Origin of the sequence: Inhella sp. (assembly GCF_041912635.1) — a bacterium.
Lineage (GTDB): Bacteria > Pseudomonadota > Gammaproteobacteria > Burkholderiales > Burkholderiaceae_C > Inhella.
In genome coordinates this window covers 1-19,555 of record NZ_JAYRMO010000045.1, presented here as the reverse complement: position 1 = coordinate 19,555, position 19,555 = coordinate 1, and the positions used below count along the sequence as shown (strand labels likewise).

Annotated in this window: 17 protein-coding genes; 12 read left to right on the top strand and 5 right to left on the bottom strand. The window is 67.4% G+C overall.

Annotation, left to right across the window (positions count from 1 at the left end; genetic code table 11):
* Positions 1-3: 3 nt before the first annotated feature.
* From ACE3QP_RS20155 to ACE3QP_RS20145, 3 genes are read left to right on the top strand one after another with little or no spacing between them, the layout of a single operon-like run.
* Positions 4-420 (top strand): hypothetical protein, encoded by a 417-nt coding sequence (locus ACE3QP_RS20155; protein WP_374438625.1) that lies wholly within the window; start codon positions 4-6, stop codon positions 418-420.
* Between the two features lie 37 nt (positions 421-457).
* Positions 458-1,678 (top strand): hypothetical protein, encoded by a 1,221-nt coding sequence (locus tag ACE3QP_RS20150; RefSeq protein WP_374438623.1) that lies wholly within the window; start codon positions 458-460, stop codon positions 1,676-1,678.
* 12 nt (positions 1,679-1,690) lie between these two features.
* Positions 1,691-2,824, top strand: coding sequence for an acyl-CoA dehydrogenase family protein (locus tag ACE3QP_RS20145; RefSeq protein ID WP_374438621.1), 1,134 nt, complete (start codon positions 1,691-1,693; stop codon positions 2,822-2,824).
* 13 nt (positions 2,825-2,837) lie between these two features.
* Here the strand turns inward: ACE3QP_RS20145 and ACE3QP_RS20140 are convergent, their stop codons facing one another.
* Positions 2,838-3,974: a diguanylate cyclase gene (locus tag ACE3QP_RS20140; protein ID WP_374438619.1), complete on the bottom strand. Its 1,137-nt coding sequence runs from the start codon at positions 3,972-3,974 to the stop codon at positions 2,838-2,840.
* Positions 3,975-4,120: 146 nt separating this feature from the next.
* On the opposite strand from ACE3QP_RS20140, the gene ACE3QP_RS20135 reads away from it, so the two are divergent.
* Entirely contained in the window at positions 4,121-4,735 is a 615-nt protein-coding gene (locus ACE3QP_RS20135) for a 2-hydroxychromene-2-carboxylate isomerase (RefSeq protein WP_374438618.1), read from the top strand.
* A gap of 2 nt (positions 4,736-4,737) precedes the next feature.
* Positions 4,738-5,112 (top strand): hypothetical protein, encoded by a 375-nt coding sequence (locus ACE3QP_RS20130; RefSeq protein ID WP_374438617.1) that lies wholly within the window; start codon positions 4,738-4,740, stop codon positions 5,110-5,112.
* Here the strand turns inward: ACE3QP_RS20130 and ACE3QP_RS20125 are convergent.
* Positions 5,102-8,620 carry an indolepyruvate ferredoxin oxidoreductase family protein gene (locus ACE3QP_RS20125; protein WP_374438615.1) on the bottom strand — a complete coding sequence of 1,173 codons (3,519 nt, stop codon included), beginning with the start codon at positions 8,618-8,620 and terminating at the stop codon, positions 5,102-5,104. The genes ACE3QP_RS20130 and ACE3QP_RS20125 overlap by 11 nt on opposite strands.
* A gap of 118 nt (positions 8,621-8,738) precedes the next feature.
* Between ACE3QP_RS20125 and ACE3QP_RS20120 the strand changes: the two genes are divergently transcribed.
* From ACE3QP_RS20120 to ACE3QP_RS20110, 3 genes are all read left to right on the top strand, one after another.
* Positions 8,739-9,209, top strand: a complete 471-nt coding sequence (locus tag ACE3QP_RS20120; RefSeq protein WP_374438614.1) for an Lrp/AsnC family transcriptional regulator — start codon at positions 8,739-8,741, stop codon at positions 9,207-9,209.
* Positions 9,210-9,228: 19 nt separating this feature from the next.
* Positions 9,229-9,525 (top strand): hypothetical protein, encoded by a 297-nt coding sequence (locus tag ACE3QP_RS20115; RefSeq protein ID WP_374438613.1) that lies wholly within the window; start codon positions 9,229-9,231, stop codon positions 9,523-9,525.
* Positions 9,526-9,767: 242 nt separating this feature from the next.
* On the top strand, positions 9,768-13,034 hold the full coding sequence (locus tag ACE3QP_RS20110; protein ID WP_374438611.1) for a TonB-dependent receptor domain-containing protein: 3,267 nt from the start codon (positions 9,768-9,770) through the stop codon (positions 13,032-13,034).
* 75 nt (positions 13,035-13,109) lie between these two features.
* On the opposite strand, the gene ACE3QP_RS20105 is transcribed toward ACE3QP_RS20110, so the two are convergent.
* From ACE3QP_RS20105 to ACE3QP_RS20095, 3 genes are all read right to left on the bottom strand, one after another.
* The gene (locus tag ACE3QP_RS20105; RefSeq protein WP_374438609.1) at positions 13,110-13,529 is read right to left on the bottom strand and encodes a hypothetical protein; all 420 of its coding nucleotides are present in this window, start codon (positions 13,527-13,529) and stop codon (positions 13,110-13,112) included.
* Between the two features lie 12 nt (positions 13,530-13,541).
* Positions 13,542-14,690: a hypothetical protein gene (locus ACE3QP_RS20100; protein WP_374438608.1), complete on the bottom strand. Its 1,149-nt coding sequence runs from the start codon at positions 14,688-14,690 to the stop codon at positions 13,542-13,544.
* A 120-nt stretch (positions 14,691-14,810) separates the two neighbouring features.
* The gene (locus tag ACE3QP_RS20095) at positions 14,811-15,536 is read right to left on the bottom strand and encodes a YggS family pyridoxal phosphate-dependent enzyme (protein WP_374438606.1); all 726 of its coding nucleotides are present in this window, start codon (positions 15,534-15,536) and stop codon (positions 14,811-14,813) included.
* 32 nt (positions 15,537-15,568) lie between these two features.
* Between ACE3QP_RS20095 and ACE3QP_RS20090 the strand changes: the two genes are divergently transcribed.
* From ACE3QP_RS20090 to ACE3QP_RS20075, 4 genes are all read left to right on the top strand, one after another.
* Entirely contained in the window at positions 15,569-16,612 is a 1,044-nt protein-coding gene (locus ACE3QP_RS20090; RefSeq protein ID WP_374438604.1) for a type IV pilus twitching motility protein PilT, read from the top strand.
* Positions 16,613-16,711: 99 nt separating this feature from the next.
* Positions 16,712-17,848 (top strand): PilT/PilU family type 4a pilus ATPase, encoded by a 1,137-nt coding sequence (locus tag ACE3QP_RS20085; protein ID WP_374438602.1) that lies wholly within the window; start codon positions 16,712-16,714, stop codon positions 17,846-17,848.
* Positions 17,849-17,948: 100 nt separating this feature from the next.
* Entirely contained in the window at positions 17,949-19,265 is a 1,317-nt protein-coding gene (locus ACE3QP_RS20080; protein WP_374438600.1) for a tetratricopeptide repeat protein, read from the top strand.
* Positions 19,265-19,555, top strand: a 291-nt coding sequence (locus ACE3QP_RS20075) for an NAD(P)-binding domain-containing protein (RefSeq protein WP_374438598.1), incomplete at its 3' end; no start/stop codon positions are given. The genes ACE3QP_RS20080 and ACE3QP_RS20075, both read left to right, overlap by 1 nt.

Genomic DNA, 19,555 nt, shown 5'->3' with positions numbered 1-19,555 from the left:
CCCATGCAGCTGCACGATATCGAGGCCTTCTTCAAGGCCTACTCCGACGCCTTCAACGACCTGAGCGGCGACGCCGTGGCGGCGCACTGGGCCAGCCCGAGCGGCATCGCGAGCGGGGAGGTCGTCACCTGGTGGCCCACGCACGAACCCATGGTCGAGAACATGCGCAAGCTCTGCGCCGTCTACCGCGAGGCGGGTTTCGACCACTGCGCCTTCGAGGTGCTGCAGGCCGTGCCCATGGGCGCCCACGACGCCTTCGCCCTGCTGCGCTGGACGCTGACGCGCGCCGATGGTTCGCTGCTGCAGCGCTTCAGCACCGGCTACAACCTGCACCGCCAGGGCGGGCGCACCCGGGTGGTGCTGTGCACGGCGTTTGATGAAGACTTGGCGGCCATGCGCTCTGCCGCCTCAGAAGACTAAGGGGCATAGACCCCAAGCTGCGGGGAGGCAGCGCTGCATGATGAAGACACTGAAATGGCTGGCGGGCGGCCTGCTGGCCCTGTTCCTTTTGTGCGCCCTGGTGCTGGGGGCCTGGGTCCTCAGCAACGTCCGTGACGCCGAACCGCCCTCCTGGCCGCCGGAACTGCGCGTGGGGCCGAACCGTTTGGCTGAGGCCGACAACCTGCACCATGCGCTGCTGGTGCCCAAGGCGCTGGCGCGCAGCTTCAATCTGCGCATGTGCGAGCCGGACTGCAGCACCGCCTGGCGCCGCGAATTGCCGGCCTGGCGCAACCAGGCGGGTGCGGCCGAGTTCTTTGCAGCCTGCGAAGCCCTGGATCAACGGCCGCGACTGCAGTACGAAGAGCCCTTGCCCACGCGGGTGACGCCCAGCGCCGATTTGCCGCCGTACCAGCTCTTGGTGAGCTGCTCCAACCACCTGCTCTTGCAGGCCTTTGAGCACGCCGACGCCGGCCGGGATGCCTTGCCATGGTTGCAGCAGGCCGACCGGCTGGGGCGCGCCGTGCAACAGGGCGCGCGCACCTTGATCGGCCAGATGATCGCGACCGCCCTGGCCGGCAACCAGCTGCTGGTGCTGCGCGAAATCGGCCAGCTCCGGCCCGAGCTCGGGCCCGAACTGGCGACCCTGGCCCAGGCCTCTGAACAGGACTGGCGGGCCGGCATGTTGCGCTGGATCGGGGCCCAGGCCGAATTCGGGCGCAACTTGATCGAGGACATGGCCACGCAGGCCCCCTGCGCCGAGAGCGAGGGGATGCCGCTCGGGCTCTGGGCCCGGCTGACCTGCCCGCTGCAGGGTTTGGGCTGGCAGCCGAACTACCAGCAGCAGCTGGCGATCACGCTTTGGGGCCGCCTGCGCACGTTGGCACAGCAGCACCCGCTCGAAACCCTGCCCGCTGCCGTGCGTGCGGCCACACCGGCGGAAACCGGCTGGACCTGGTTCCACACCATTCCCCACGTGATGTGGGCGGTGGCCCAACCTGCCTGGACTGGCTACTTCGAGCGCACCGCCGATCTGCTGCTGAGCAGCCAGGCCACCGTCCTGTGGCTGCAGGCGCAAGCCCAACCCGCCGCCACGCGCGCCGACTGGGCGCGTGCGCAGCTGCAGGGCGAACTGGCGCGCCGCCTGACAATCACGCCCGAAGGCGGATGGAGCCTGCAGACTTGGCGCTCACAAGGGGCCAAGGACATGCCGGTCCACTGGCCTGCGACCCGCAGCTGAGAGAGCCCCACCATGATCCTTTCCGAAGACCATCTCGCCGTTCAAGACGCCGTGCGCGCGTTCGTGCAGGCCGAAATTGCCCCCCACGCCGCCGCCTGGGACAAGAACCACCAGTTCCCGGCCGAACAGCTCAAGGGCCTGGCCCAGCTGGGCTGCTATGGCGTGGCGGTGCCGCCCGAGTACGACGGCGCGGGGCTGGACTACCTGGCGCTGGCGGTCATCCTCGAAGAGATCGCGGCCGGCGACGGCGGCACCTCGACGGTGGTGAGCGTCAACAACTGCCCGGTTTGCTCCATCCTGATGGCCTTCGCTGACGAGGAGCAGAAGCAGGAGTTCTTGAAGCCCCTGGCGCGCGGCGACATGCTGGGCGCCTTCTGCCTGACCGAGCCGCATGTGGGCTCCGAGGCCGGCGGCCTGAAGACCACGGCGGTGCGCGAGGGCGACGACTACGTGCTGAACGGCGTCAAGCAGTTCATCACCAGCGGCAAGAACGGCGATGTCGCCATCGTCATGGCGGTGACCGACAAGGCGGCGGGCAAGCGTGGCATCTCGGCCTTCCTGGTGCCGACCAACACCCCGGGCTACACCGTGGCGCGCGTCGAAGACAAGATGGGTCAGCACAGCAGCGACACGGCCCAGATCCTGTTCGAGAACTGCCGCATCCCGGTGCGCTACCGCCTGGGCGAAGAGGGGCAGGGCTTGAAGATTGCCTTGAGCGGCTTGGAGGGCGGACGCATCGGCATCGCCAGCCAGTCGGTGGGCATGGCGCGCGCGGCGCTGGAGGCCGCGCTGGCCTATGCCAAGGAGCGCATCGCCTTTGGTCAGCCGATCTTTGAGCACCAGGCCATTCAGTTCAAGCTGGCCGACATGGCCACGCAGGTGGAGGCGGCGCGCCAGCTCATCTGGCACGCCGCCAGCCTGAAGGACGCCGGCCGGCCCTGCCTGAAGGAGGCGGCCATGGCCAAACTGTTTGCCAGCGAGATGGCCGAGCGCGTGTGCTCGGCCGCCATCCAGGTGCTGGGCGGCTATGGCTATGTGAACGACTTCCCGGTCGAGCGCATCTACCGAGATGTGCGCGTGACGCAGATCTACGAAGGCACCTCGGAGGTGCAGAAGATCCTGATCGGGCGCGCCCTGGCGCTCTGACGCTCTGCCGGCTTCAGCCGCCCGGCGGCGGCTCGATGCACACCACGCGATCGCGGCCCTGCGCCTTGGCGCGGTAGAGCGCCGCATCGGCGCGTTTGACGGCTTCTTCGGCCGTGCCGTCGTCCACGCTGGCCATGGTCAGGCCCAGGCTCATGCTGACGCCCAGCGCCTGCGCGTGGGCCAGCTGGCGCAGGCGCTCGGCCAGGGCCAGGGCGGCGTCCTGCGGGGTGTCGGGCAGCACCATCAGGAACTCCTCGCCGCCCATGCGGCCCACCAGGTCCTCGCGGCGCAGGTGCTGACGAAAGAGCTCGGCGGTGCGGCGCAGCACCGCATCGCCGGCGGCGTGGCCGTTGCTGTCGTTGACCTGCTTGAAGTGATCCAGATCCACCATCACCAGGGCCAGCGGGTAGCGGCGGCGCAGGTGGCGGTGCCACTGCGCTTCCAGGTACTCGCTCAGGGCGCGGCGGTTCAGCAGGCCGGTCAGGGCGTCGCGCTGCGAGGCCTCGCGCAGGCGGTGGGTCAGGCGCTGCGTCACCACGGCCAGGAAGCCGACGCCAAAACAGGCCGTGCCGGCCAGATAGGCGTACAGCAGCCCCTGGTTGAATTGGGTGCCGAGCTGGATTTCCTGCGGCACCGGCCAGGCCGCCACCTGGCGCAAGGCGGCCGAGGCATTCAAGCCGGCAATCACTGCGGTGGGCAGCACCAGGCCCAGCTGGGCCCACCGGCCGAACTCGCGGTGCATGGGGCGGGCCAGGCTCCAGGCCGTCACGGCCATCACGAAGGCCTGACCGCCGAAGGCCGCCAGCACGCGCCAGTGGGCCCATTCGGTGCTGGGGGGCAGCAGGAGCAGGGGTAGCAGCCATGGGGCCAGCTGCAGGGCCTGCTGGAGATCGCTGCGGCCGCTGCGCAGGAACTGTTCGACGCCACGGCGCATCAGGCCGAAGCCCAGCAGGGTGAGGACGTTGACGCCGTTGTAGACCCACCAGCTCCGTTCGCCGTCGCGCGCGCCGCACAGCAGCAGGCCAAGGGCCAGCAGCGCATTGAAGCCGGCCCAATTGAGCAGGGCCTGGCGCTCCTCACGCAGCAGCCGGGCCGCCACCAGCCAGGCCAGCGCGTGCAGGCCAATCTGGAAAGCCACCAGCCAAAGCATCGCTGGAACGGGGTTTGACGCCATCATCCCTCCTGCGCGGAAGCCGATGCTGCCACGCCTGGGGGCTGCTGGGCGAGCCCCGCTTCATGTGGCGGCGAATGCGTTACAAGCTCGCCCCTTGTGCTGCTGATTCCGCGGTGCCCGCCATGAAACCCGCCATCGACTTCTACTTCGACTTTTCCAGCCCCTACTCCTACATCGCCAGCGAGTGGATCGGGGCCGTGGCCGCACGCCATGGCCGCACGGTGAACTGGCGCGCCATCCTGCTGGGAGCCACTTTCCAGGTGACTGGCCTGCGTCCGCCGGCCGAGTTCCCGATGAAGCGCGAATACCTGTTCCGCGACGTGGCGCGCTCGGCCGCCTTTGCGGGCGTGCCCTTGCGCATGCCCGAGCCCTTCCCGATCCCGACCCAGAACGCCGCACGCGTGTTCTGGTGGCTGAAGGCCCAAGACCCGGCGCAGGCCGTGGCCTGGGCCCGTGCCGGCCTGCGCGCCTACTTCGCCCGCGGCGTGAACTTGAGCGACCCGGCCGCGCTGAAGGCCCTGTGTGCCGAGGCCGGCCTGGACGCCGAGGCGGCCGAAGCCGCCTGGAACGACCCGCAGTGGAAGCTCGCCCTGAAGCAGGCCAACGAGCAGGCCATTGCGGCGGGCGTGTTCGGCGCGCCCTTCGTGGTGGTGGACGGCGAGCCCTTCTGGGGCAATGATCGGCAGGCGCAGATCGAGGCTTGGCTTACCGCCGGGCCGCCGCGCGGCTTGGAATAAGGGTGAACGACGAACCTGGCGCCCATGCAGACGAAGCCAAGGCACTCGCCCCGCGCGAGCTGGCTTGGCTGCTGCCCGGTGCCCAGGGCGGCCCCGCCGAGGTGCTGCCGCGCGTCCAGTGGCTGTGCGCGCAGTTCCCCGATCTCTTCAGCGCCATGTGGGTGCTGCACGCCACCCACCAGGGCCTGCCGCGCGAGTTGCTGGCCGCTGCTACGCAGCAGTTCCGCCCCGACCTGCAGGACCTCAGCCGCGACGATGTGGCGGCGCTCTACATCGCGCTGCTGAACGGCGGTCGCCAGGGCTTCGACGCTGTGCTGCGCTCGCGGCGAAAGGGCGAGCGCAAGAGCGCGGCGGGCTTGGGTTGGGTCAAGGAGTAGTGAGGGCCTCGGCGCGCACCGGCGCGGCCTGGTAGCGCCCGAGCATGTCGGCCCACTGCTTGCGCACCGTCTCCACGTTGGCGTGCTTCACATGGCCGTAGCCGCGGATGCGCTCGGGCAGGCGTGCGAGCTGGATGGCCAGCTCCAGGCGCTCGGGGTTCAGGCCCTTGAGCAAAGAATCCACCAGCGCCTCGTAGTCACTGATCAGCTCGCGCTCCATGCGGCGCTCGGCGGTGTAGCCGAACACATCGAGCGCGCCGCCGCGCAGGCCCTTGAAACGCGCCAGCACGCCCAAGGCCCGCCACATCCAGCCGCCGAACTTCATCTTCTTGGCGCGCCCATCGGGGCCGGGCTTACTGAAGACGGGCGGGGCCATGTGGAAGTCCAGGCCGTCCCAGCGCTCGAACTGATCCTTCAGGGCCTTTTCGAAGCTGCCGTCGGTGTAGAGGCGGGCCACTTCGTACTCGTCCTTGTAGGCCAGCAGCTTGGCGTAGTAGCGCGCCACCGCCTTGGTCAGGCGTTCGGGCTTGCCGGCCTCGCCCAGGCGGGCTTCGGCCTCGCGCACCTTGCGCACCAGGGCTTCGTATCGTTCGGCGTAGGCGGCGTCCTGATAGGCCGTCAGTAGCGCCTTGCGGCGCGCGATCAGGCCTTGCTCGCCGTCCAGCTTGTCGCTGGCCAGGCTGAGCTTGACGACCGTGGCGCCGCCCAGGTGCTCCAGCGCGGCCGGTGCGGCGTAGGCCAGGCGGCCCAGCGCGAAGGCGGTCTTGTTGGCCTCCACGGCCACGTTGTTGAGCTCGATGGCGCGCATCAGCGCGGCAAAGCTCACCGGCACCAGCCCGGCCTGCCAGGCCGCGCCCAGCATGACGATGTTGCTGGGCATGGTGTCGCCCAGCAGCTTCTGGGCGATGTTCTGGGCGTCGATGGTCTTGAGCAGCTCGGCTTTCTCACCGGTCGCGAACTTCATCTTCGCCAGCAACTCGTGGGCGTGCAGGGTGGCGTCCGGGTTGCGCACGAAGGCGGCCGTGGGCAGCTCGTGGGTGTTGGCCAGGATCACGGTGCGGCCGGGCTTGACGGTCTGCAGCGCATCGTTGCTGGCGCCCACCACCAGGTCGCAGGCCAGCAGCACGTCGGCCTGCTGGGTGTCGATGCGCACCTGGTTCAGCAGGTCTTGCGAGGGCGCCACGCGCACGAAGGAGAGCACCGCGCCGCCCTTTTGCGCAAAGCCCATGAAGTCCAGCACCGAGGCGCTCTTGCGCTCCAGGTGCGCGGCCATGGTGATGAGCGCGCCCACGGTCACCACGCCGGTGCCGCCCACGCCGGTCACCAGCATGTCGAAAGGGCCCGTCCAGTTCCAGGGGGCGGGCTCGCCGATGGCGTTGAGCTCGCGCGTCAGGTCGGCGGCGGTGAAGGCCGCGCCCTGGCGCTTCTTCAGCACTGCACCGTTGACGGACACGAAGCTCGGACAGAAGCCGTTGACGCAGCTGAAGTCCTTGTTGCAGCTGGTCTGCTCGATGGCGCGCTTGCGGCCCAAATCGGTCTCGACCGGGACGACGGAGAGGCAGTTGCTGGCCTGGCCGCAGTCGCCACAGCCCTCGCACACCGCTTCGTTGATGAAGAGCCGGCGCGGCGGGTCCGGGAACTCCTTCTTCTTGCGGCGGCGGCGCTTCTCGGCGGCGCAGGTCTGGTCGTAGATCAGGGCGGTGACGCCCTTGATCTCGCGCAGCTCGCGCTGCACGGCGTCGAGCTCGCTGCGGTCGTGGAAGGTGGTGCCGGGCGGGAAGAGGGCGCGGTGGTCGTCGTACTTGTCGATCTCGTCGCTGACGATGGCCAGACGCTTGACGCCCTCGGCCTCGATCTGGCGCGCGATCTGCGGCACGCTGGTCGAGCCGTCCACCGGCTGGCCGCCCGTCATCGCCACCGCGTCGTTGTAGAGGATCTTGTAGGTCAGCGTGGCCTTGGCGGCGATGGCCTGGCGGATCGCCAGGTAGCCCGAGTGGTAGTAAGTGCCATCGCCCAGGTTCTGGAACACATGGGGCGCCTTGCTGAAGCGCTGCTGGGCCACCCAGTCCACACCCTCGGCGCCCATCTGCACCAGGCCGGAGGTGCTGCGCTCCATCCAGTTGGCCATGAAGTGGCAGCCGATGCCGGCCAAGGCCCGCGAGCCCTCGGGCAGCTTGGTGGAGCTGTTGTGCGGGCAGCCTGAGCAGAAGTAGGGCAGGCGACGCGTGGCGTCGGCGGCGTTGGAGAGCACCTGCGGGGCGGTGAAGTCCACCACCAGGTGGCGGCGGTCCAGCGCCGGGTTCAGGCGCGCCAGCCATTCGGCCACCACGGCCATGATGCGGCTGGGGCGCAGCTCGCCCAGCTCGCTCAGCAGCCTGCGGCCCTGCTCATCGGTCTTGCCCACCACGCGCGGGCGCTGGAACTCGGGCAGGTGGAACAGCAGGTCCTTGATCTGCCGCTCCACCACCGGGGCCTTTTCCTCGATCACCAGCAGGTCGGTCAGGCCGTGTGCGAACTCCGCCATGCGCGTGGTTTCGAGCGGGTAGACCAAGCCGACCTTGTAGACCCGCACGCCGGCCGCGGCCAGGGCGTTGGGGTCCAGGTCCAGGCGGCGCAGCACCTCCATGAAGTCGTAATGCGCCTTGCCCACCGTGACGATGCCAAGCCGGGCCGCCGGGCTGGCGACGATGTGCTTGTCCACGGAATTCAGCTTGGCAAAGGCCCGCACCGCGTCCAGCTTGTGGGCGAGGCGGCTTTCCAGGTCCAGCGAGGGCAGGTCCACCAAGCGGATGTGCAGATTGGTGGCGGGTTGGTAGTCCACCGGCAGGGTGAAGTCCATCGGCACGGCATCCAGGTCCACCGTCATGCCGCTCTCGACCACCTCCGAAATCGCCTTGAAGCCGACCCAGTTGCCGCTGAAGCGGCTGAGAGCCCAGCCATACAGGCCGAACTCCAGGTACTCGGCCACATTGCCCGGGTGCAGCACCGGCATGAACCAGGCCTGCAGGGCCAAGTCGCTCTGGTGCGGCATGCTGGAGCTGACGCAACCATGGTCGTCCCCGCACACCACCAGCACGCCGCCCTGCGCGCTGCTGCCGTACACATTGCCATGCTTGAGCGCGTCACCCGCGCGGTCCACGCCCGGGCCCTTGCCGTACCACATGGCGAACACGCCCTCGACGCGGCGCTCCGGGTCCAGCGCGGCGCGCTGGGTGCCTAAGCAGGCGGTGGCGGCCAGGTCCTCGTTGATGGCGGGCAGGAACTCGACATCCGCGGTGGCCAGGAACTTCTTCGCCTTCCACATCTGCTGGTCCACCATGCCCAGAGGCGAGCCGCGGTAGCCGCTGACGAAGCCGGCGGTGTTCAACCCAGCCTTCTCGTCCAGCTTCTTTTGCATCAGGGGCAGGCGCACCAGGGCCTGGGTGCCGGTCAGGAAGACGGCGCCACTGTCGGCGGCGAGGTTGTCGCTGAGCTGGTAGGGGCGCAGGGTGTCGGAGGCGAGGGACATGGCGGCGTTCGGGCGGGGCGCGGAGGGCGAGATTTTTCGAGAAGCGCCCCAATTAGTCTTTGCTCAATCGCTCTGGTTTGCCCTGAATTGGAGAGAATTTCTCTCAAAGGAGCCGCTGATGGCAAATGAACGTTTCGACCGGGCCACCGCCCTGATCCTGGAGGCCCTGCAGCGCGACGCCCGCCTCTCCACCCAGGCGCTGGCGGACCAGGTCGGCCTCTCGCCCACGCCGGTGTGGCGGCGCGTGAAGGAACTGGAGGAGAGCGGCGTGATCCGCCGCCATGTCGCCCTGGTGGATCGCGAGAAGCTCGGGCTCTCCATCTGCGTGCTGGCCAATGTCAGCCTGGTGCGGCATTCCGAAGGGGCGGTCGAGCAATTCGAGGCCCTGGTGCGCGCCAGCCGCGAAATCATCGAGTGCCATGGCATCACCGGCGAGGCCGACTACGTCATCAAGGTGGTGGTGCCGGATATGAAGGCCTACGACCAGTTCCTGCAGACCCAGGTCTTCAAGGTGCCGGGCGTGGCCAGCGTGCGCAGCAATGTGGTGCTGCGCGAGGTCAAGTACGAAACTGCCCTGCCGGTGATCTGACCGTTCTTGCGAGGCTCCGATGGCGCGCACCGAAAGCCGACTCTTCCTGTGGCTGCTGGCCCATCCGTTGCTCAGCTTTCTGGCCATGACCCTGGGCTTCCTGCTCTTCGCCGGCGTGACCCTGGACCTGGCGCGCGTGCTGCTGCAGAACCTGCGCTTCCTGTCGGAGCATGGCTGGGATGCGGTGCGCGAGGCCGGGCTGTGGCAGTTCGCAGGCCTGTGCCTGCAGGCCATGCTGGGCCTGCTGGGCTATCTGGTGTTCAAGTTCAACGAGTACGTGCTGGTGCAATGGCTGGCGCGCGCCCGGCCGCGCTGAGCCTTGCGCGGGGCCTGCGGCTTTGGCGCCACAGCCTGTTGTGAAAAAGAGGCGAATGGCCGCGGTCTAGGGTTTGCCACCGTCCGGTTGTTACCAAACGGTCAAAAACTCGTCCAACAATTGGCCGCATTGATTCCCCTTCCCGGCCGCCGGCCCTCAACCCGCAGTGCCCGCGGGTTGCAGGCAACCAGGTGGCCGAATTGCTTCTTGGGCTACGCGTTTCTACTTAGGAGTTTGTACTGATGAGCACGTCCCTCTTTGCTCGCACCGCGCTGGCGGCTGCGGTGGCCATCGTGGCCGTGGCGCCTGCAATGGCCCAGAACACCACGGCGGCCATCGGCGGCCGCGTCGTGTCCCCCGATGGCAAGCCGGTGGCGGGTGCGACCGTGGTCGTGCTGCACCGCGAGTCGGGTTCGGTCGTGACCCTGACCACGGACGCCGAAGGCCGCTATTCCTCGCGCGGCCTGCGCGTGGGCGGACCCTATACGGTGACCGTCAGCAAGGGCGGTGAAAAGACCGTCACGGAAGAGGTGTACCTGGCGCTGGCCGAGACCACCATGGTCGACCTGCGCTTGGGAGCAGCGCAGACGCAGTTGGAGCAGGTGGTGGTTACCGGCTCCGCCGCAGCGAACAGCAAGTTCGGTTCGGGCTCGATGGGTGCCGGCACGCAGATCGGCCGCCAGGATCTGGAGACCTACGCGTCGATCCAGCGCAATCTGCAGGACTATGTGCGCAATGACCCGCGCATCTCGCAGACCGACAAGGAGCGCGGCGAGATCTCGGCCGTGGGCCAGAACTCGCGCTACAACTCGGTCACGATCGACGGCGTCCGCACCAACGACACTTTCGGCCTGGAAGCCAACAACCTGCCGACCATCAAGCAGCCGATCTCGATCGACGCGATCCAGGCGGTGCAGGTCAGCCTGTCCAACTACGACGTCACCCAGCAGGGCTACACGGGCGCCAGCATCAATGCGGTGACCAAGTCCGGCACCAACGAGTTCCACGGCAGCGTGTATGGCGTCTATCGCGACTCCAACATGTCGGGCAAGCGCTTCAACCGCTCGACCGGCGTGTACAGCGATCCGCCTCCCTCGCGCGACAAGACCTACGGCTTCACGCTGGGCGGCCCGATCATCCAGGACAAGCTGTTCTTCTTCGCCAACTACGAGAAGCTGGAAACCCCGCGCAATGCGCCGACCTTCGGCCCCGTGGGCAGCAGCCTGATCAGTTCCGGCATCACCAACGAGCAAATCGCCGCCGCCCAGGCCGCCGCCAGCAGCAAGTACGGCATGGAAATTGGCAAGCCCTGGGAGCCGAGCGCCGTCCTGACCTCGGTCGAGGACAAGATGGTGAAGCTCGACTGGAACATCAGCGAGAAGCACCGCGCCAGCGTCCGCTACTCAAAGACCGAACAGTCCGACCCGATCTTCCCCTTCACCACCTCGGCCAACAGCCTGGCGCTGGACTCGCACTTCTACACCACAGTCAAGACCCTGGAGACCAAGGTCGCCCAGTGGTTCGCAGACTGGACCGAAGACTTCACGACCGAACTCAAGATCAGCCAGCGCGACTACTCGGCTGTCCACAACAACAACGCCGACCTGCCCCAGGTCAGCTTGGTCTACACGGCATCGGGCCAGCCCGACCGCACCCTGCGCTTCGGTCAGGAGGAGTCGCGTCACTTCAACCGCTTGGCCACCAAGACCACGAACAGCTATTTCGCCGGCAACCTCTTCATGGGCGACCATGAGCTGAAGGCCGGTTTCGATGCCGAGCAGAACGACGTCTTCAATGCATTCCAGCGCGGTTCCAAGGGCGTGTACGAGTTCCGCGGCTCGGACCCGATTGCACTCTTCCTGGCGGGCACGCCGACGCTGTACAGCGTGCAGCTGCCGCTGGCCGGAAAGACGCTGGAAGACGGTGCTGCCAACTTCGGCGTCAACAACCTCGGCCTGTTCATGCAGGACACCTGGACGGTCAGCAGCAAGCTCACGCTGAACGCCGGTGTGCGCGTCGACCGCCTGACGGTCGACGGCGCGCCGATCCGCAACGCCGACGCCAGCACCACCTTTGGCTTTGACAACAGCCGCACCATGGACGGCAACAAGCTGGTGCAGCCGCGTTTCGGCTTCAACTACGCGTTCGACGCCGTCGAGAAGCGCAAGTCGCAGGTGCGTGGCGGCTTCGGTCTGTTCGGCGGCGCGGCCCCCACGGTGTGGATCACCAACCCGTTCCAGAACACCGGCGTGGCGATCTACAACCCGGCCTGCTCGACCACCGGCAACAACATCTGCCCGAGCGATCTGCGCTTCACCAAGGACACCAGCAAGCAGCCGGACATCACTGGCGTGGTGCCGGCCTCGGCGGTCGACTTCGTGTCGCCCGATGCGAAGCAGCCGTCGGTCTGGAAGATGAACCTGGCCTGGGACACCGAGCTCCCGGTGGCCGGTCTGACCTTCGGCGCCGAGTGGCTCTACACCAAGGTCAAGGACAGCCTGTACTACCGCCATCTGAACCTGGGTTCGGTGGTGGCCAAGTCGCCGGATGGTCGTGACATGTACTGGAGCGCCAACGGCCTGGATGCCGACTGCTGGACCGGTGGCACCACCCCTGTCACGGCGGCCCGCCCGGGTTGTGCCGGCCGCGGCGTGACCAAGGCCAACGCCCTGGCGCGCTTCACCAACGTGCTGCTGCTGGACGGCACCGACAAGGGCGGCGGCAATGCGCTCACCCTGTCGCTGTCGCAGCGCCCCATGCCGGGTCTGAGCTGGAGCGCGGCCTACACCCGCACCAGCGCCACCGAGGTCAGCCCGCTGACGTCGACGACATCGAACTCGGGCTGGCTGAACCGCGCGGTCTACAACCAGAACGAGAACACGGCGTCGAACTCGAACTACCTGATCCAGAACCGCTTCAACGCGAACGTGTCCTGGTCCAAGGCCCTGATCGGCAGCCTCAAGACCACCTTCGGCGTGACTTACGAAGGCCGTAGCGGCAAGCCCTATAGCTGGGTCTTCAACAACGACATGAACGGCGACGGTGTGTCGGCGAACGACCTGCTGTACATCCCGGCCAATTCCGGCGAAGTGGTGTTCACGGGCAGCACCGTCAACGGGCGCACGCCGGAGCAGCGCTTCTGGGACGTGGTCGATGCCAACAAGGAACTGCGCAATTCCAAGGGCCGCGTGGTCGAGCGCAATGGGTCGTTCGCTGGGTTCACCAACAGCTTCGACCTGCGCCTGAGCCAGGAAGTGCCGAGCTTCTTCAAGGGTCACAAGGGCACGCTGTCCTTCGACATCCTGAACTTCGGCAACCTGCTGAACCGTCGCTGGGGTCGTATCGACGAGATCAACTTCCCCTCGACGCGCCGGTTCGTGAACTTCAATGGCGTGACGGCCGACGGCAAGATGGTCTACAACGTCACGACGCCGGACGACTTCATCACGCGCCAGAACAAGGGCGAGTCGCAGTGGGCCATGCAAGTGACGGCACGCTACGAGTTCTGATCCGGTTCCGGCCGTTCTTTCAGGCAAGCAAAGGGCCCGCAGCGCGGGCCCTTTTTTCTTGGCCGTGCCGAACGCTCACTCGATCGTCAGCACCACCTTGACGCTGCCGTCGACGGCAGCCTTTTCAATGTAGCCCACCGCGTCGGCATGGGCACCGACGAACTTCTTCACTTCGGCCGCGTTGGCGAGCTCCTTGGGCGGTGTTGCTTTGCCCGAGAAGGCCAGGCGCGCCCAGGTGGCCTTGACCTGGCTGGCCGACTTGCCGGCGCCCTTGGCATAGAACTGGTCGCGTGCGGCGTTGGCCTCGGGCAGATCCAGGGCCTGGCTCAGGCCGCCGGGCAGGCTGCTCGATTTGCCGAGGAAGAAGGCGGCGACCTGCTCGGTGCTGAGACTGTCCAGCCCGGCCTTGGGGTTGACGACGACGACCACCTGGGCCTGCGCGGCGGCGCCGCCGAGCAGGCCGAGCGAAAAGATGAGGGGGCGGAGTGGCAGCATGGCGGGCCTCCCTCAGAACACCAGGTCGTAGGCCAGGCTGATCAGGCGGTTGTCGCCGGTCAGCGCGCTGGGGCTACGGTCGCGCACCCGGTCCCACTGCAGCTTCAGTGCGCCGCCCTTGTGCAGGTCGTAGCGCAGCGCCAGGGTGCGGGTGTTCAGGGTCACGGGGACGTAGCTGTCGAGGTCAAAGTCGCTGCGCTCGGCGTAGCGGCTCACGCCGGCCGTGAGGGTGAAGTGACCGAACTGGCGGCCCAGGGTGGCGAGCCAGAAGCGCGCGTCATAGCCGGCGGCTTCCATGCGCGAGGCCTTGCCGAACTCGCTGCGCCACTGCCACTCGTCCCAGTCGCCGTTCAGCACCAGGCCGAGGAAGCTCTGGCTGGCGCGGGTGCTGCCGTTGTAAAGCTCGGCCTGTTCGCCGCTGGCGCGGTCGCGCACGCCGAAGTTCGATCGTGTGTAGCTGATGCGGCCGGTGAACCAGTCGCGGCTCAGTTCGGCTGACAGGCCGCGGATGCCGCCCCAGCGCACGTCCTGTTCCTCGTCGATGAAGATCGTGTAGTAGGGGTTCTTGCGGCTGGTTTCGCTGCCGGTGTAGATCTCGGCGCGCAGGGTCCAGTCACCCAAGCTGCGCGTGTTGCTGAGGCTCGCACCGTTGTAGTTGACGACGTCCCAGCCGTAGACATCGGGGCTGGGCCGCACGGTGTTGTAGGCAAAGCCCACATCCTGAAAATCCGAGTAGTAGTAGAGCGGGATGCGCTTGCGCCCGAGTTGCAGCTTCCATTCCGGCGTGGGGCTGTAGCTGAGGTAGGCCCACTCCAGATTGGCGTGCTGGTTCTTTAACGTGCGGGCACTGACTTGGGCCACGGCGCTGAGCTGCTTGCTCAGGCGCCACTCGCCCTGCAGCCCGGCACGGGTTTCCTGGTCGAGCTCCCAGTCATCACGGTAGACCGCGCCGTGGCCCCAGTCGGCAATGCTGCGCGTGCAGGCTTCCTGGTAGCGCGGCGCCATGGCTTCGGTGGCCACGCAGCCACCACTGCTGCGACCTGCCACCAAGGAGGCAAAGCCGGTGAGCTTGAACTCTTGCGCCAATGCCGGCGTGGCCAGCGCGAGGGCCAGGCCCATCCCCATCCATTCCTGCAGCACTCGGGCACGACGAACACGCATCGAAAGCTCCTGGCAAGTCGCCCCGGATGGGGGCCAAGTGCTCTTTGTACTCGGCCCGGGCGAGGGTGGCGAGCGCACTCGGGAGCGCTGTGCCCGCCGGGCAACAGCGACAGCCTGCCGTCAGCCCGTGCGCGCGCCGAACAGGGCCGTGCCGATGCGCAGCCAGTGCGCCCCTTCGGCCACTGCGGCCTCCAAGTCCGCACTCATGCCCATGCTCAGGGTGTCGAGTTGCAGGCCCTGGTTGTTGAGCGCTTGCATCAGTGCGGCCAAGTGGCGGTGGGCCTGGCGTTGTGCCTCGATGCCTTCGGCGGGGGCCGGAATGGCCATCAGACCTCGCAGGCGCAGCTGGGGCAGAGTGGCCACGGAGCGCGCAAGGTCCAGGCAATCCTGTGGGCTGACACCATGCTTGCTGTCTTCGCCGCTGATGTTGACCTGCAGGCAGACCTGCAGCGGAGCCCTGCCGGCCGGGCGCTGGCTGCTCAGGCGCTCGGCGATGCGCAGCCGGTCCACGCTGTGCACCCAGTCGAAGGCCTCGGCCACCACGCGGGTCTTGTTGGCCTGCAGGGGGCCGATGAGGTGCCAGATTGGAGGAGGGCGCAGGTCGGCCAGCTCGGCCATCTTGTCCAGCGCCTCCTGGACATAGTTCTCGCCAAAGTGCCGTTCGCCCAGCGCATGGGCCGCGCGGATGGCTGCGGCGGGTTGCGTCTTGCTCACGCAGAGAAGCTGCACGGTGCCGGCGGGGCGACCGTACAGCGCACAGGCCTCATCCATGCGCGCATGCACGGTTTGCAAGCGCGCGGGCAGGTCGGAAAAACGGGGGTCGGAAAGCTCGGGGGGGATCGCCATAATGGTCCGCAGCCTACTCTGTGCCCCACATCATGGACATCACCCAGCTGCTCGCGTTCTCGGTCAAGAACAAGGCCTCGGATTTGCACCTCTCGGCCGGCCTGCCGCCGATGATCCGGGTGCATGGCGATGTGCGCCGCATCAATGTCGAGGCGCTCGACCACCGCGGCGTGCACGACATGGTGTACGACATCATGAACGACAGCCAGCGCAAGGTGTACGAGGACACGCTGGAAGTCGACTTCTCGTTCGAGATCCAGGGCCTGGCGCGTTTTCGCGTCAATGCCTTCAACCAGAACCGCGGTGCCGGCGCGGTGTTCCGAACCATTCCGAGCAAGATCCTGACGCTCGAACAGCTCGGCTGCCCGAAGGTGTTCGCCGACCTGGCGTTGCGCCCCCGCGGCATGGTGCTGGTGACGGGGCCGACCGGCTCGGGCAAGTCCACCACGCTGGCCGGCATGGTCAACCACCTGAACGAGAACGAGTACGGCCACATCCTCACCATCGAGGATCCGATCGAGTTCGTGCATGAGAGCAAGAAGTGCCTGATCAACCAGCGTGAGGTGGGCCCGCACACGCTGAGCTTCGCCAACGCACTGCGCAGCGCGCTGCGCGAGGACCCCGACGCGGTGCTCGTTGGCGAAATGCGCGACCTGGAAACCATCCGCCTGGCGCTGACCGCGGCCGAGACCGGCCACTTGGTTTTCGGCACCCTGCACACCTCTTCGGCGGCGAAGACGGTGGACCGCATCGTCGACGTGTTCCCCGCGGCCGAAAAGGAAATGGTGCGCGCGATGCTGTCCGAATCCCTGGTGGCGGTGATCTCGCAGACCCTGTGCAAGCTCAAGGACGGCAGCGGCCGCGTGGCGGCGCACGAGATCATGATCGGCACCTCGGCCATCCGCAACCTGATCCGCGAGAACAAGGTGGCCCAGATGTACTCGGCCATTCAAACCGGCCAGGGCCAGGGCATGCAGACGCTTGACCAGAACCTCACCGATCTGGTTCGTCGCAACGTCATCAGCCCGGCCGAGGCCCGCGCCAAGGCCAAGTTCCCGGAAAATTTCCCTGGCTGAGACCGGACCAAGCCGAGTCCTTAGGACTCGGTGCCGCCGGTCGAAGCGGGCCGGCATGCAAGCCGGCCCGTGGAGTGCTGGTGAAAGGATTAGAGAACTATGGAACGCGACCAGGCATCCAAATTCATCAACGACCTGCTGCGCCTGATGGTCAGCCGCAAGGGCTCCGACCTGTTCCTGACCGCCGAGTTCCCCCCCGCCATCAAGGTGGACGGCAAGATCACCAAGGTCAGCCCGCAGCCGCTGACCGGCCAGCACACCATCCAGCTGGCACGGGCGATCATGAACGACAAGCAGACCGCGGAGTTCGAGCGCACCAAGGAGTGCAACTTCGCGATCTCGCCGCAGGGTATCGGCCGCTTCCGCGCCAATGCCTTCGTCCAGCAGGGCAATGTGGGACTGGTGCTGCGGACCATCCCGGCCACCTTGCCCACGGTGGCGAGCATGGACCTGCCGCCCATCCTCAACGAGCTGGTGCAGACCAAGCGCGGCCTGATCATCCTGGTGGGCGGCACCGGCTCGGGCAAGAGCACGACGCTCGCAGCCATGATCGACCACCGCAACGAGACCAGCTACGGCCACATCATCACCATCGAGGATCCGGTCGAGTTCGTGCACCCGCACAAGAACTGCGTCATCACCCAGCGCGAGGTCGGCATCGACACCGACGGCTGGGATGCCGCGCTGAAGAACACGCTGCGCCAGGCGCCCGACGTGATCCTGATGGGTGAGATCCGTGACCGCGAGACGATGGACCATGCCGTGGCCTTCGCCGAGACCGGCCACCTCTGCATGGCCACCCTGCACGCCAACAGCGCCAACCAGGCGCTGGACCGCATCATCAACTTCTTCCCCGAAGAGCGGCGCACCCAGCTGCTGATGGATCTGTCGCTCAACCTCAAGGCGCTGATTTCGCAGCGCCTGTTGCCGCGTCGTGAGGGCAAGGGTCGTGTGGCGGCGGTGGAGATCCTCATCAACACGCCGCTGATCTCCGAGCTGATCTTCAAGGGCGAAGTGGGTGACATCAAGGACGTGATGAAGCGCTCGCGCGAGCTCGGAATGCAGACCTTTGACCAGGCGCTGTTCGACCTCTACGAGGCAGGCCGCGTGACCTATGAGGACGCACTGCGCAATGCCGACTCGGTCAATGATCTGCGACTCAACATCAAGCTCAACAGCGAGCGCGCGCGCAGTGGCGATTTGAGCTCGGGTACCGAACACCTGACCATCGTCTGAGCCTGGTTGGCGGCCCCGGGCTGTCCTGCGGGCAACACGAAGAGACCTTGAACGGGCTCTGAGGCATCATCTGCAGCTTTGCTGCCGACCTGCCTTGCCCATGCGTCCGCTCCCTGCCGTTCTTGCCAGCATCCTGCTGGCGCTTTCGCTCTCGGCCCAGGCGGGCCCCATCATCGAAACCCGGTTGCCGCCCCAGCAGGGCGCAGCGGGCGGGCAAGATCCCTTCGAGCCGGCTCAGCCGGAGGCTCGCAAGCAGTGGCAGGCTGGCCGCGTGGCGCTCGGCCAGGGCGATCTGAAGGCCGCTGAAGCGGCCTTCAAGCAGGCGACCCAGTTGGACGCCAAATCTGGCGCCCCTTGGGTGGGCTTGGGTGACGTGGCGTTGCGGCGCGGTGACATCAAGGCTGCGCTGGCTTCGGTGCAGGAAGGGCTGAAACGCGACCCCAAGCACCTGCCGGCCCGCCTCGCCGTGGCCCGCTTGGCCCTGATGACGGGGGATACCGCCCGAGCCGAACCCCTGCTCAAGGCCCTGGTGCAAGAGGAGCCGCGCTTCCTGCCGGCTCAGGTGGATCTGGGCGAGCTCTACCTCAATACCAACAAGCCGGCTCTGGCCGAGCCGGTGTTCAAGCAGGCCCTGACGGTGCCTGGAGCCGGCTGGACCGTCTGGCAGGGCCTGGCCCGTGCCCAGGCGCGGCAGAACCGCGGGCCTGAGGCCCTGAAGACGCTCGAAAAGGCGGCGGCCGAGCTACCGGGCAATGCCCAGCCCTGGATTGGCGCGGCCGAGCTTGCGCAAAGCCTGGGGGACCGTGGTGCCGCGCTGCGCCATGCCCAGCAGGCCGTCAAGACCGATGGCAAGTCCGTGCCGGCGCAGATGGCGCTGGCCGATGCCCTGGTGGCCAACGACCAGACGGCCAAGGCCGTCGACGGGCTGCAGAGCCTGCTCAGCGTGGCCGACGTGCCGGCCGCCCTTGTCCACACCAAGATCGCCATGATCAAGGCCGCCCGCAAGGATCTCGACGGTGCCCAGGCGGCCTACCGCCTGGCGCTGCGCGCCGATCCGAAGTACCACCCGGCCCTGAACAACCTGGCCTGGATGAACGCCGAGCGCAAGGTCGAGCTCGACGAAGCCCTGCGCTCGGCGCGCCGGGCCATCGAACTGCAGCCCAACCAGCCCAGCTACGTCGACACCCTGGCCTTTGTGCATCTGGCCCGCAAGGAGCCCAAGCTGGCATTGGAACTGCTGGGCAAGTCCCTGAAGGCCCAGCCCAACCAGCCTCTGTTGCTGCTGCGCGTGGCACAGGCCCACCAGGCCTTGGATGACCTAGCCAAGGCCCGCGAGGCGGTGGACCAGGCGCTCAAGCTGGCCCCGCAGTTCAAGGAGGCTCAGGAGCTGAAGCAGAAGCTCGGGGGCGCGCGGTGATGAATCCGTCGAACCTGAACATCGCCTTCATTGGCCTGGGCGCCATGGGCGGCCCGATGGCCGGCCATCTGCAGGCTGCCGGTCATCGCGTGACGGTGTTCAACCGCAGCGCCGCCAAAGCCCTAGCCTGGGCGCAGGCCCAGGGCGGCCAGGCGGCGGCCAGCCCGCAGGCGGCGGCCCAGGGCGCGCAGCTGGTGTGCCTGTGCGTGGGGCGCGATGACGATGTGCGCGAGGTCGTGGCCGGCCCGCAAGGCGTGCTGGCCAGCCTGGCCGCCGGCAGCGTGGTGGTG

Excerpts from the sequence above, each read along its gene's own strand:
- ACE3QP_RS20105 (WP_374438609.1), bottom strand. The coding sequence starts at position 13,529 with ATGCTGCCACTCCGCCCCCTCATCTTTTCGCTCGGCCTGCTCGGCGGC.
- ACE3QP_RS20145 (WP_374438621.1), top strand. The coding sequence starts at position 1,691 with ATGATCCTTTCCGAAGACCATCTCGCCGTTCAAGACGCCGTGCGCGCG.
- ACE3QP_RS20085 (WP_374438602.1), top strand. The coding sequence starts at position 16,712 with ATGGAACGCGACCAGGCATCCAAATTCATCAACGACCTGCTGCGCCTG.
- ACE3QP_RS20100 (WP_374438608.1), bottom strand. The coding sequence starts at position 14,690 with ATGCGTGTTCGTCGTGCCCGAGTGCTGCAGGAATGGATGGGGATGGGC.
- ACE3QP_RS20095 (WP_374438606.1), bottom strand. The coding sequence starts at position 15,536 with ATGGCGATCCCCCCCGAGCTTTCCGACCCCCGTTTTTCCGACCTGCCC.
- ACE3QP_RS20115 (WP_374438613.1), top strand. The coding sequence starts at position 9,229 with ATGGCGCGCACCGAAAGCCGACTCTTCCTGTGGCTGCTGGCCCATCCG.
- ACE3QP_RS20090 (WP_374438604.1), top strand. The coding sequence starts at position 15,569 with ATGGACATCACCCAGCTGCTCGCGTTCTCGGTCAAGAACAAGGCCTCG.
- ACE3QP_RS20110 (WP_374438611.1), top strand. The coding sequence starts at position 9,768 with ATGAGCACGTCCCTCTTTGCTCGCACCGCGCTGGCGGCTGCGGTGGCC.
- ACE3QP_RS20120 (WP_374438614.1), top strand. The coding sequence starts at position 8,739 with ATGGCAAATGAACGTTTCGACCGGGCCACCGCCCTGATCCTGGAGGCC.
- ACE3QP_RS20150 (WP_374438623.1), top strand. The coding sequence starts at position 458 with ATGATGAAGACACTGAAATGGCTGGCGGGCGGCCTGCTGGCCCTGTTC.
- ACE3QP_RS20155 (WP_374438625.1), top strand. The coding sequence starts at position 4 with ATGCAGCTGCACGATATCGAGGCCTTCTTCAAGGCCTACTCCGACGCC.
- ACE3QP_RS20135 (WP_374438618.1), top strand. The coding sequence starts at position 4,121 with ATGAAACCCGCCATCGACTTCTACTTCGACTTTTCCAGCCCCTACTCC.
- ACE3QP_RS20140 (WP_374438619.1), bottom strand. The coding sequence starts at position 3,974 with ATGCTTTGGCTGGTGGCTTTCCAGATTGGCCTGCACGCGCTGGCCTGG.
- ACE3QP_RS20125 (WP_374438615.1), bottom strand. The coding sequence starts at position 8,620 with ATGTCCCTCGCCTCCGACACCCTGCGCCCCTACCAGCTCAGCGACAAC.
- ACE3QP_RS20080 (WP_374438600.1), top strand. The coding sequence starts at position 17,949 with ATGCGTCCGCTCCCTGCCGTTCTTGCCAGCATCCTGCTGGCGCTTTCG.